Source organism: Chamaesiphon sp. (genome assembly GCF_041737865.1).
Taxonomy (GTDB): Bacteria; Cyanobacteriota; Cyanobacteriia; order Cyanobacteriales; family Chamaesiphonaceae; genus Chamaesiphon.
In genome coordinates, this window is sequence record NZ_JBGSQZ010000006.1 from 1 (window position 1) to 13,146 (window position 13,146).

At 45.8% G+C, this 13,146-nt stretch carries 10 protein-coding genes and 1 tRNA gene; 2 read left to right on the forward strand and 9 right to left on the reverse strand.

Translation table 11 applies throughout. From position 1 onward, the window contains the following. Window positions 1-543 precede the first annotated feature (543 nt). From nrdR to ldpA, 7 genes are all read right to left on the reverse strand, one after another. A complete protein-coding gene (gene nrdR / locus ACEW9J_RS00270) occupies window positions 544-1,065 on the reverse strand; it encodes a transcriptional regulator NrdR (RefSeq protein WP_373543155.1) in 522 nt (173 codons plus the stop codon). 186 nt (window positions 1,066-1,251) lie between these two features. Then, entirely contained in the window at window positions 1,252-1,350 is a 99-nt protein-coding gene (locus ACEW9J_RS00275) for a photosystem II reaction center protein T (protein ID WP_373543156.1), read from the reverse strand. A 94-nt stretch (window positions 1,351-1,444) separates the two neighbouring features. Beyond that, entirely contained in the window at window positions 1,445-2,974 is a 1,530-nt protein-coding gene (gene psbB / locus ACEW9J_RS00280) for a photosystem II chlorophyll-binding protein CP47 (RefSeq protein ID WP_373543157.1), read from the reverse strand. A 264-nt stretch (window positions 2,975-3,238) separates the two neighbouring features. Next, on the reverse strand, window positions 3,239-3,697 hold the full coding sequence (locus ACEW9J_RS00285; RefSeq protein WP_373543158.1) for a GNAT family N-acetyltransferase: 459 nt from the start codon (window positions 3,695-3,697) through the stop codon (window positions 3,239-3,241). A 65-nt stretch (window positions 3,698-3,762) separates the two neighbouring features. Continuing rightward, window positions 3,763-3,835 (reverse strand) — tRNA-Ala (locus tag ACEW9J_RS00290). A 255-nt stretch (window positions 3,836-4,090) separates the two neighbouring features. Beyond that, window positions 4,091-5,848, reverse strand: coding sequence for a R3H domain-containing nucleic acid-binding protein (locus ACEW9J_RS00295; protein WP_373543164.1), 1,758 nt, complete (start codon window positions 5,846-5,848; stop codon window positions 4,091-4,093). A 36-nt stretch (window positions 5,849-5,884) separates the two neighbouring features. Next, a complete protein-coding gene (gene ldpA / locus ACEW9J_RS00300) occupies window positions 5,885-7,012 on the reverse strand; it encodes a circadian clock protein LdpA (protein ID WP_373543159.1) in 1,128 nt (375 codons plus the stop codon). Window positions 7,013-7,387: 375 nt separating this feature from the next. Between ldpA and ACEW9J_RS00305 the strand changes: the two genes are divergently transcribed. Beyond that, entirely contained in the window at window positions 7,388-9,403 is a 2,016-nt protein-coding gene (locus ACEW9J_RS00305) for a DHH family phosphoesterase (RefSeq protein WP_373543160.1), read from the forward strand. Window positions 9,404-9,458: 55 nt separating this feature from the next. Then, on the forward strand, window positions 9,459-9,620 hold the full coding sequence (locus tag ACEW9J_RS00310; RefSeq protein ID WP_373543161.1) for a hypothetical protein: 162 nt from the start codon (window positions 9,459-9,461) through the stop codon (window positions 9,618-9,620). A 33-nt stretch (window positions 9,621-9,653) separates the two neighbouring features. On the opposite strand, the gene ACEW9J_RS00315 is transcribed toward ACEW9J_RS00310, so the two are convergent. Both ACEW9J_RS00315 and ACEW9J_RS00320 read right to left on the reverse strand, forming a co-directional pair. Continuing rightward, window positions 9,654-12,272, reverse strand: a complete 2,619-nt coding sequence (locus ACEW9J_RS00315; RefSeq protein ID WP_373543162.1) for an ABC transporter substrate-binding protein — start codon at window positions 12,270-12,272, stop codon at window positions 9,654-9,656. A 247-nt stretch (window positions 12,273-12,519) separates the two neighbouring features. After that, window positions 12,520-13,146: aminotransferase class III-fold pyridoxal phosphate-dependent enzyme (locus tag ACEW9J_RS00320; protein WP_373543163.1), on the reverse strand; the 627-nt coding region annotated here is incomplete at its 5' end.

Consider the following 13,146-nt stretch of genomic DNA (forward strand, 5'->3'; position numbering starts at 1 on the left):
GACGAGAGGAGGTTTCGAGCATTCGAGCTGTACTGGTTTTTTGGATAAAAACAGTTTAACAGTTCTCCTCTCTTTTTTCCTCAAACCCATTACTCATCAGCTTTTACGATAATTCTTACGGACTTTTGTCCGTCAATCAGCTCAATTGCTTCGATTACCTTTCTCCGAAAATCGTAACTGTAAGGTTTTGACATTGCTGGAATACTAGTGAGGTATCTACTCTAGTTTACGTCCTAACAGCCTTGGCTGTTGCTATACCTGCTAGATTAAACACCATCGATCGTCTGATAAAAATCTCTGAACTTTTTTTCTTCTACTTTCAAATTTACAGCACTTCCGGCTGTCACGAGGTACAGCCTAGTTCATGAAAGCTATTCAGCAAGTAGGCTAAGGATAAAAAAGTGTACCTCGTGACAGCCGGAAGTGCTGTAATAGTTAAGGGATTTGTGAACGACAACATCCACCCGTCCATCTGCTAAGAGCGAAGCTTGTCAGATTACTGACGGGTGGAATCGTCCGCTCACTCGCATGTACCAAGGGCGTTCATCCGAGGCGGATTGAGCGCGGTGCTTCTGCTGTTTCAGCTAAATTGGCTACTTCCGACTCTTGACTTCTGACTTCATTCAATTGATGTAATGTATCTACAAAGTCACGAATCCCTTGAAATTGACGGTATACAGACGCAAATCGGATATAGGCGACTTCACTCAAAGGGCGCAATTCTCTAAGTACCAGTTCGCCAATTTCGGCGGTAGTTATCTCTCTGAGCGATCGAGTTTGCAGTTGGGATTCGATCTCATCGACGATCGATTCGAGCGTATCGGGTGTGAGTCCAGTTTTCTGACAGGCGTGAATTATCCCCCGCAGCAGTTTGGATCTGTCGAAATACTCACGGCGAGAATCTTGTTTGATCACTGTGACTGGGACAAATTCTAACCGTTCGTAGGTAGTAAACCGATGTCTGCACTGGAGACACTCTCGCCGTCTGCGAATACTTTGCCCCGCTTCTGTCGATCGCGACTCAAGGACACGACTATCTGTATATTGGCAGTAGGGACATTGCATTGGGGAGTTGGGAGCGGGGAGGGGACTGGGTGACTGGGTGACTAGTTATGTTTCCTAAAACCTAAAGTCTAAAGCCTAAAGCCTAAAACCTAAAGCCTAAAGCCTAAACTGCCCTAAAAAGCAAAATCTGAGCTGTCTAGAGGTTTCTCTAGATTAGCTCAGATTGTGACTAAACTGAATTGTTGCTTATTTGCGAGGAATTTTGGGTGGTTCGCGAAATGCGATCGCAAAAAAGACCGTACCCAATGCCAATACTGTTACCAAAATATAAATAGTTGCTTCCATTGTGAGAATCCTCTAGGATCACTTTTAGTTTAACACTAGCCAGGACAGGGCGAGGGACTAGGCGAAACCCAGTCCCCACCCGACATCCAAATTTTTAGGCTTCTTTTCTTCGAGTACTGGGGTCTCCCAATTTCTTGAATAGACCAAACTCGACTTGCTCTTCCATATCGGCTTCTACACCAGCAAATACGTCGCGGTAGATTGTCCGCGAACCGTGCCAGAGATGACCGAAGAAGAAGAATAGTGCGAATACAGCATGACCAAAAGTAAACCAACCGCGAGGACTAGTCCGGTAAACACCGTCAGATCCGAGTTTTTCGCGATCGAATTCAAAAATTTCGCCACCTTGAGCTTTACGAGCAAACTGCTTGACTTGATTTGCATCAGTAAAGGTTTGACCGTTGAGAGCACCACCGTAGAAACTAGCGGTGATTCCGGCTTGCTCGAAGCTGTATCTGGATTCTGCCCGACGGAACGGTACGTCTGCACGAACCACGCCTTCAGAGTCAGTTAAGATTACCGGGAATGTTTCAAAGAAGTTCGGTAGGCGACGAACGCTCAGTACTCGACCTTCAGAGTCTTTAAATACTGGATGTCCTTGCCAACCTTGAGCGATACCATCGCCTTTGTTCATTGGCCCCGTACGGAATAGACCACCTTTGGCGGGGCTGTTACCTACATAGTCATAGAATGCCAGTCTGTCAGGGATTGCCTGCCATGCTTCGGCTTCAGTCCTACCATCTTCTATGCCAGTCTGAACGCGACGTTGAATTTCCTGTTGGAAATAACCGCTATCCCACTGATAGCGAGTCGGCCCAAATAATTCGATGGGTGTTGTAGCATTGCCGTACCACATGGTACCAGCAACGATAAAAGCTGCAAAGAATACTGCGGCGATACTCGAAGAGAGTACAGTCTCGATATTGCCCATCCGTAGAGCTTTGTAAAGCCGCTCTGGTGGACGAACAGTCAAGTGGAATAAACCAGCAATAATGCCGACGGTACCCGCCGCAATATGGTGAGCGACTACGCCGCCAGGATTGAAGGGATTGAATCCAGAAGGCCCCCATTCTGGTGCAACTGGAGCTACATGTCCGGTGATGCCAAATGGATCTGTTACCCACATGCCTGGGCCGAATAAACCAGTCAGGTGGAATGCTCCAAAGCCGAAGCAGAGGAGTCCAGATAAGAATAAGTGAATCCCAAACATTTTGGGTAAATCTAGCGCAGGCTCTCCAGTCCGAGGATCTGTAAACAGTTCCAAGTCCCAGTAGACCCAGTGCCAAATGGATGCCAACATCAGCAACCCAGACAGAATAATGTGCGCTGTAGCTACACCTTCAAAAGACCAGAAGCCAGCATCTGCTGCCGATTCACCTGGAACGATACTCCAACCACCCCAAGATTTGGTGATCCCAAGCCGTGCCATGAACGGCATGACGAACATTCCTTGTCGCCACATGGGGTTGAAAACTGCGTCACTAGGGTCGAAGTTGGATAGCTCAAACAGAGCCATCGAACCAGCCCAACCAGCAACTAAAGCTGTATGCATTAAATGCACGGATATCAGTCTACCTGGGTCATTCAGGACGACTGTGTGCACACGATACCAGGGTAGTCCCATCGACTACGATCCTCCTTAAAATAGGTGTCTACGAATCTTATTATTTAAATAATCTCAAACATTATGTTATCCGCTTCCTAGCTCGGAGGCAAGGTAATCTCACCCCAGTTCATCGGCTGTTGCCCTCTCGTCTCAAACCGCCACACAGATGGCATCATAGTGGTTTCAGCACTTTGATTCAGCTCAATTCGATCGAGATTTATCCTCAGAATGTTTACAAATGTTAATATTTGAGCTGGCAGGGAGAATTTTTTCCTTTGGGACTCAAGCCCCTTCTGTGTATCGTTTGGATCGATCGAGAATCATTGTCGTGCTGTGGTTGGCTAAAAAGCCTAGCCGCTCGTAAAAACTTTGCTGATGAGTAGTGGTGAGATAAATTCTTTCAACTCGCTGCATCGATGGATGTCCGAGCGTGGTTTCTACCAATTTGCGCCCTAAACCTAGCCGCTGATAGTCGCAATCAATTACTACATCCCAAATCGTAGCACGGTAAATGCCGTCGGAAGTGGCTCTAGCAAAACCGATTAATTTTTCATTATCCCAAGCTGATACTACAGGTTCGCTGCGATCGAGCGCAATTTGAAGGTCTTCAATCCGACGATCGACCGCCCAAAATGCACTTTTATTTAGTAGTGCTTGCAGTTGATGGAGATCGATATCGGTGCGACGATCGCAAAACCGAATCGATTGACCTTTGATTAATGAATTAATATCTATACTCACGATCGGCAGTGGTTTTGACTGCTTTAAGTTATACCAACCAATCTGAGTATTTGTCTATCCCTTAATGGAGCTAAGGAGGCTCGAACTCCTGACCCCTGCAATGCCATTGCAGTGCTCTACCAACTGAGCTATGGCCCCAAACTACTTTTCAATCTAATCGATCGGGTTTGCTCTTGTCAAGGGACTAGGGATTAGGCTTTAGGTTTTAGGCTTTAGGTTTTAGGCTTTAGGTTTTAGGCTTTAGGGTTTAGGGTTTAGGGTTTAGGCTTTATGGGCTTGCGATTAGATCGCCAATCGATCGTGAGTTGGTGCGTTACGCTATCGCTAACACACCCTACAGCCTAAAACCTTATCTTGACCTAAAGCCTAAAGCCTAAAGCCCAAAGCCTAGATCTAGGCTGGAAAAATCCGTAATCTTCGATTGGGTTCTTCTCCAAAACTAGCAGACTTGAGGCGGTAGTGTTCGATGAGTTCGTGCTGGATCTTGCGGACATAAGCAGATCGAGGTAATAATTCGACAGGTTGACCCTTGGGAATGACGATTTGCTCGACAGCTAATCGAGCCTCCTCTAGAGCTTCTACTTCGTCCTCACTGCCATTAGCGGCAAATAAACGCAGATCCGCATCTTCAGGGACACCCGGATCGTCCATGTGTAGCATTCGGCGCAACGTGCGGGTGATTTGGGGAATCGTACCCGATTTGACGCTGTAAATCGGCACTTGACGCACTTTGCTAATCTGCCGTAATTTGGCGTGATTTTTGATGTGTGTCCGCAGTGCTAAGACTGCATCGGCATTAGCCATATCTTTGGTCAAGATCACGGGGAGATTTAAGACTTCGATCACCTGCTCCAACTCATCGCGTCCGATGCCATAGGGATAGACATGGAGTGGTAACTCTTGCCCATTGGCACCCACACTGATACCACTGGACACCATTGCTTCATCATCGTCCCAGCTTTGTTCGAGGAGTTGGGCAAAACCCAGATCTGCTTCGAGTGTGGATTGAGAAGCATTGGTGGCGAGAGTGGCAGGTAGCCGACCAAATCCATTGCTGGTAGGTAGCGGTTCCATCCGTCCGGTCGATCGCCAGCCACGGTTTGATGATGGGGGTGTATTGGGGGCGGGCATCAAGCCATTCTTGCCGATCTCTGGTAGTTCGCGCACGACGGTAACTTGACCTTCATCGTTGACTGTCCGCACTTGGGTAGTCGGTTGACGACCGCGCAATAGGGTATCGACGATTTCTGAGACACTATCATGAACGACCCAACGATGGCGTTCTTGCATTTCTACCGCGATTTCAAAGGTGGGCGGTGCTTTGCGTTCGAGGACGGTTTTTTGGGATGCCCGTCGTCGTGCTTCATCGTCGCCGAGGGTGACTGCTTGAATCCCACCGACGAGATCGGAGAGAGTAGGATTTTTGAGGAGGTTTTCGAGTTTATTACCGTGGGCGGTACCGACTAATTGAACGCCACGTTCGGCGATGGTGCGGGCGGCGAGGGCTTCTAGTTCGGTACCGATTTCATCGATGACGATCACTTCGGGCATGTGGTTTTCGACGGCTTCGATCATCACTTGATGTTGCAGTTCGGGACGGGCGACCTGCATCCGTCGGGCTTTACCAATTGCCGAGTGGGGAATGTCACCATCGCCAGCAATTTCATTACTGGTGTCGATAACTACGACGCGTTTGCCGAGTTCGTCGGCTAGAACTCTCGCAATTTCTCTCAAGGCGGTGGTTTTGCCTACTCCAGGACGACCCAACATCAGGATCGATTTCCCTGTTTCTACGAGGTCGCGAATCATCTCGATGGTGCCATAAACGGCGCGACCGACGCGACAAGTCAAACCGATGATTTCGCCTGTGCGATTTCGCATACAGCTAATCCGGTGCAGGGTGCGCTCGATGCCAGCGCGGTTGTCACCACTAAATGAGCCTAATCGATCGACACAATCAGCTAATTCTGCTTTGGTAATCGGCACATCGCTGAGATATTCTGCCCCATCAGCAAATCTCGCTTCAGGATAACGACCTAGATCCATGACTACTTCAATCAGCACATCTAGTTTGGGATGTTGTTCTAAAGTCAGTCGAATTGATTCCGGTAGTACCGCCAATAATTGGCCGAGATCGTCGGTAATTTGCATTCTACCTAAACTTAAATTTTCGTCCATTACAGGTTATTATTTTTTGCTTTCTACTGATGTCTGTAGTGGTTCCCGCTGGAATCCTAAAAACCGATGTGCTTCATTACCCTTTAACTGTCCGACTAGTTCAGCGGCGATCGCCACCGCAGACCATAATAAGTCTGGATGGGCTGCTAATTTTCCTGGGTTGTCATCGAGAAGATCCAATTTGTCGAGGAGCGGTGACAATAAGACGCGAGCATAGCTACCATAAGCAACGCCGTGAACGTGTCTGGTAGTAGTTGGCGGTAAAAGTTGTCGTTCCCGTAATTTGGGCACGGTGTAGTGGTTGGTACCGCCAGCTAGTTGCACGTATCCAGGTAGATTTGCCGCTAAAACTTTTTCACCCAATTTAATCGCTGCATGAGTCGTACCCGCACCGATGTCGCCACTCATCGGTCTACCATCGGTTTGCCAGATGAGGGTAAATGGTAGTGGGTGTGGATGATAAGTGGCTGCAATGGTAGCGTGAATCGATCGCAGGTAGGGGATTAATTCGCTACTATCTGGGCAACTAATCGCTAGCAGTTTGAGATGATGAGCAACTGGTGCGAGGATGCTCCACAACTGTTGAAAATCTTCTAAATGTCCTGTTTGAGTATGAATTTCGATCGCGTCGATCCCATCCCCATCGCTGATATAGGGGATGATACTACTGGGAGTCGCAGTGCGATCGCCAGTCGTAATCAATCCTAATGGACAAATCGGCAAACATCGCCCACAGCCGTAGCAACGACTCTCGATCACTCCTCGATCGATCGCATCAGCCGGACAAATGCGTTCGCATGGACGCAGACAATCAGCCGGACATCGATCTGGATCGAATTCTGCTTTGCGGAAATGAGGATCTACACCATCATTTAAACTCACCATCAACCAGGGCAACTCCATCGTTGGAGCTGCCCAATTTTGACTTGCCCTTGCTAATTTTTGAGCGATTCTCATCCCATCTTTTGCAGCAGTGATGACCGCTAAATCGGCAGCGACATCGATACAATCAGCACCCGCTAATGTATACGCGATCGCCAGACTATGAATGGCTGGCAAATGCCCAAAGCTAGCACCACAGATGAGTTTGAACCATGTACCCCTAGCTAATGAATTTAAGGGTGAAGGATATAACACTAGGACTTGGATAAATTTTTGCTGACACTATCTATGTGTAGTGGAAATATTTAAGTATGCTGAGTAAAAACATTCATGACAGTCACCCTCTTTTTCCTAAGTTTGTCATCCTGATGTCTGAATTATATCGAGATTTGCAGGTGTGTGGCTAGGAATCGCTAGGATATTATTTTTCCGTCAGGCGATCGATCGTAGTTATTCCCTTCGGTGCGTTACCCTAAGGCATAACACACCCTACAATATTCCGCTCGATCGAATAGGACTGCAATATGTAGATGCCCATGCGGGAATAAGTTATTTGTAGCTGAGGGCGGGTTCAAATTGAATCTCTGGTACAATCGGGTCTGATGATAATTCCCGCCCCTACAGACTGTTATGCTTCCCCAACATCGCTGGCAAATAGCACCGAGTCATCCATTCCAGGCGACGACACTAGCGGCGGGAATTACGCTCACACCTGAAGAAGCCACATCGCCATTGCTCGCACAGGTGTTGATGAATCGAGGGATTGAGACAGTCGAGCAAGCTGAGTTGTTTATTCATCCAGAGACGGCAGAATTGCCCTCGCCATTGACTGAGTTTCCCGATTTGGAGATTAGTCTAGATATATTGGTGGAGGCGATCGATCGTCAGTCTAAGATTGCGATTTGTGGTGACTATGATGCGGATGGGATGACTAGTACTGCATTACTGTTACGTGCGCTCTCTGCTTTGGGTGCGGATGTAGATTATGCGATTCCCAGTCGGATGTCTGATGGATATGGGATCAATCAGCGGATTGTGGAAGAGTTTCACGCTGAGGGGGTGAAACTGATTATCACTGTGGATAATGGGATTTCGGCGGTGGCGGCGATCGCTAGAGCAGTAGAATTGGGCTTGCAGGTAATTATTACGGATCACCATGATTTACCTCAGGTATTACCACCTGCGAATGCGATTCTCAATCCTAAGTTGATTGCTGAGCCTTCGGTGTATCGAGCGATTGCGGGGGTGGGAGTGGCTTATCTTTTAGCTCTAGAATTAGCCCGGAGATTAGGCAAACCATCTTTGAGTGATGAGTTATTAGAATTATTTACGCTGGGCACGATCGCGGATCTAGCACCATTAACGGGGATTAACCGTCGCTTAGTCAAGCAGGGATTGCAACTATTGCCGAATTCGCAGGTGATTGGGATTCAAGCATTAATTGAAATGTCGGGAACTCAGGGATCGGAACCCACCCCCAGCCCCTCCTCGGAGGGGAGTAAGAGAAAAAATCTCAAGTCCAGTCATGCGATGAAACCGGAAGATATCGGATTTAGATTAGGCCCAAGAATTAATGCGATCGGTAGAATTGATGACCCACAGATTATCATCGATCTGCTGACAACTCAAGATATGGGAGTGGCATTAGCTAGGGCGATTCAATGCGAACAGGTAAATAAACAACGCCAAGATATGTGTACGCAGATCGAACAAGAAGCGATCGATCTCATCGAGCAAGGTACTTATAATATTAGCCAAAATCGCGTCTTAGTTATCGTCCATCCTGGTTGGCATCATGGGGTAATTGGAATTGTTGCTTCTCGGTTAGTCGAACGTTATGGTGTCCCAGTATTTATCGGTACCAATGAAGACGAACATCACATTAGAGGTTCCGCCCGCAGTATTCCTGAATTTAATGTATTCCAAGCATTAGAATACTGTCACGATCTATTAGGTAAATACGGCGGACATCGAGCGGCAGGTGGCTTCTCATTACCTACCGAAAACCTCACCAACTTTCAACAGAAGTTGAGCGAATTCGCCCACGAGTGCCTAGAAATCGAGCATCTCAAATATTTAGTCAAAATTGATGCTGAGGCGGCTCTAGCCGCAATTAACTCGTCACTCTATGCCCAAATTGACGCGATTCATCCTTGTGGGATGGAGAATCCCGATCCAGTCTTCTGGACGGCAAATGTACGAGTATTAGAACAAAAAATTGTCGGTAAAGGGCATTTGAAATTTACTGTCAATACCCCAGAATTTCCCCAAGGGATAAAAGCGATCGCGTGGCGATTTGGTGACTATTCACCTTTACCACAATATTTAGATATCGCCTATAAACTTAAAGAAAATAACTGGAAAGATTCGCGCTCGATCGAGTTGGAAGTAGTTAGTGTCCGGCTACCAGTAGCAGCACTAACTTATAAGTTTAATTATCAAGAACGAGATTATGATTGCAGTATGTCTGACGATCGAGAACGACTAACGATCGTCAATGCTCAAGGTCAAATTTTAGCGATCGATAAGGGTCAAAAGTTAGCTAAATTAAGCGCACCATCAGCACCAACTAAAACGATAGACATTACTCAAACTTATTATTTCGATCTAATTAAAACGGCAATCCAAACATTACAAATTAGTTAGGGCTTGCTGAATTAGTCCCTGATGCTGTTCTAAAGCCTGAACTCCTTGCTAAAAGATGGTTTTGTTGCAAATATTCTCACTCAATCGCCAGATTCAAGCGATCGAGTGCAAGGGTTCTGAGCCTTTCAACGTCAAAACCTTGCACTTGATTTCTGAAAAAAGGCTCAAAACCCTTGCAGTGATTGGCTTGCTGAGATCTTCAGCAAGCCCTAGTTAAATAATATCTTGCAGCAGCTTATAAATATGAGGTTTAATCGAGCGATATAAAATCATATCCAGTACCAGAAGAGTATTTATAATTAGGTGGGGTTTTAGCGACTTTTACTAAAATATATCTTTCAGTTGGTTCACCATTGGTAAATTGAAATCTCCCAGATGCACCCATAAATTCATTTTTAGATAATGTCTTCATTACACTTGCTCTCGATGGTGAGTCTTGAGCTTTAATTGCTGCACCCAAAGCCTTAACAGCATTGTAAGAAGTAGCCGTCGCCCAGTTAACTTGAGTATTCCATAGTTGCTTGGCACCTGTAGAAAATTGGGGTGAGCTGTCGGATTCTTGCCAAGGTACTCCTATCACCAAATCCCTAGATCCTCTACCAGCTTTGAGAGTATTTGTGTTGTACAAAGCTGTATCACTAACAACACTGAGTTTAGGATATTTAGTAGCTCTGATTCTTAACACTTTCAAAGCCTCCCGACTGGAACGTCCAACTGGCAATAGTAGAATCGCTTCTGCGCCCCTTGCCTTAGCTTGTCGGAGGTAAGTATCAGCATCAAAAGGAGACGGAGCAGCAGCGGTAGATGATGCCGAAGTAGCGACATTAGAGAACTTAAAAGTACCTACGACTTTCCCACCTCTAGATGCTAATTTATCGGCAAATTGAGTTTTTAACTCATCATTGTATGAAATGCTAGGAACATGGAAAATTGCTACTTTTCGCTTGCGCTCGAAATTAACTAAACGATCTACCAACTTTCTAGCGATCGTATCTCCCTTGAGATTAGTTCTAAATATATATGGTTTATCAGTGCTGGTTAATTCGTTTGCTGTACTAATCGGCGCAATAAAAGCTAACTTATTTCGATTGTAAATATTGGCAGCTTTCATGGTGACATCATTGCGATTGTGACCGACAATGCCTAATACTTCCGATCGATCGATAACACCTGTAGCAATATTTTCAATTGTTTTTGGATCGTCACTATCATCAACTATTCTTAGTTTAATTTTAGCTTCATTTACATCGCCAACTTGATTCATTTCTGCTTGTGCTTGAGCAAATCCTCGCAACATTTCGGAGGCTCGATCGAGCGATCTACTAATCGGCGCAGCAGTAGCAATAGTATAACTTTTTCGATCGCCAATTAAGGCATTGTTGAGATAAATACGAGTTTCTGGTGAATTGGGATTTTCGGCTAGAGCTGCTTGTAAGCTAGTCACAGCTTCAGCATAACTCTGATTGGCGATCGCTAAAACTCCAGCTCTTTTTAAATTTTTAAATTTATCATTATCTCTAGATCCCTCATTACTAAGTAAAATTCTCTCACCAATACTACTGAGACTAACTATCGAACCACCTGTCGTGGCAATCGGTGTAGAACGTGACAAAAATCTTGGGATGACTAGGGCAATTAAACCAATAATTCCAGTAGCTAAAACCCCAACTAACACCCAAGGCTTATGCTTAGTTTGGATATAAGTATCTTCTTCCACCGGAGTTTTGTAGAGCTGAAGTGGAGCATCATCGAGCGGGAGAAAAGAGTTATGGTGGAGCGGAGTCTGAAGTTTTAATAGGCTATCGAGATCTAGAGCATTGTTACCCACCTCTTCAGACTCGTGACTAAGATTTGATGAATGTAGAGTACTAGAGGCAGAAATATTCGCAGTGGGAATAGTTGAATTAGTAATGCTCGCGGAGATAACCCAAGTATCATCCAAGACATCCAAAACATCCCTGGCTGACTGGAATCGATCTGTTGGGATCTGCTGCAACATGGTATTGAGGATCGCCGCCAAAGCATCACTAACTTGGAGATCTGGTGTCTGCCATTGCCAATGGTTTGTCTCGATATTTAATAAATCTTGAGGGTGTTTATCTGTAAGTAAACTCAAACAAGTTACTGCCAAAGTATACAAGTCTGATGATGGATAAATAGTTTGTCCCTGATTTCCAGCAGCCGATGCTTGTGTAGATGTGCTCCCAGTAGCGCGAGTAGTTTCAGCTATGAGCTGCCTCAGGGCACCAAAGTTGGTGAGATAGATTTTTCCTTGTGAATCGCGAATAATATTTGATGGCTTGAGATCGCGGTGGATGACATCTTGAAAGTGAACGAATTCTAATATTCTTAATACTTCTTGCAATCCAGAAACTACTTCTGTTTCGGTAAATTTACCCTGAGCGAGTAATTCATCTTGCAAACTTTGTCCTTCGATATATTCTTGAATTAAATAAAAGAATGTTTGTGGAGGATAGGAGTGGCAAGCTGGAATAGCAAGCTCTATCGAGGTGAGAAGGCGAGGAATTTTAGGATGTTTACCTATTTTTTCTAAAATTCCAGCCTCACGATAAAATATATCTGTCGCCAGATCCAACTGAGTGGGATTAAAACTAGGATCGATCGATATTTGCTCGATCGTACAACGTTTTAGCTGGGTTGTTTGTAGATCGATACCGAGGAATGTCACACTTAATTCGCTCTGGTGCAGCAATTTTTGAGCCGAATATCGTCCATCTAAAACTAACTGCATCCCACAATCAGCGCAATGCCGTTGAGGTATAGTTTTTAAAAAAGGTGTCCGGTCGTTTAAATCGGCAAATGAGTTCAGCGGTTGTTTGCAGCCAGGACGAGTGCAATAAATGTCCATAGTACACGATCGATGAGGAGGATTAATCGAAGTTGGAGGTATCGTCTCTAACTAGACAACACTCTCAAGTAGCGGCTTTCCTTAATGTAGACCCAGATTTTGCCAACTTGTTTCATAAACCAGACAAGCCTTTATTAGTCGATCGACATATTTAGACTGATGTGCTGTTAGGATCGATCGGCTAGGATCATTGACTACCGTCATAATTTTGGGTACCCTTCCAAACTGTAGGGGTACCCTCAATAGGTTACATTTGGGACATGACGATTTTAGCAGCAGCTAAAGTGCGATCGATATCTGACTCTGTATGTGCTAAAGAAGTAAACCCAGCCTCAAATTGCGATGGGGCGAGATAAATTCCCTGCTCCAACATCCCCCGATGGAAGCGACCGAATTTAGTCACATCCGACTTTTTGGCATCTTCAAAGTTGTGAACTGGCCCTTCACAGAAGAATAACCCAAACATCCCACTCACACTACCACCGCAAGCAGCATGTCCGGTTTCTTTGGCAATTTGCAGCAAGCCATCACTCAACCGCTTCGTGATTTTGTCTAGATACTCATAAGTACCTGGTTTTTGGAGCAGTTCCAGCGTTTTAATTCCCGCTGTCATTGCCAAGGGATTTCCCGATAGTGTCCCAGCTTGATACATCGGCCCCGCAGGTGCGACCATCGACATGATATCCTTGCGTCCGCCATAAGCTCCGACTGGTAAACCACCACCGATGACTTTCCCCATCGTCGTGAGATCGGGAGTCACGCCAAACCGCTGTTGGACTCCACCGTAAGAGATGCGGAAGCCAGTCATCACTTCATCGAATACCAGCAGTGCGCCATATTCCTGAGTAATTAATCTCAAGCCTTCCAGGAAACC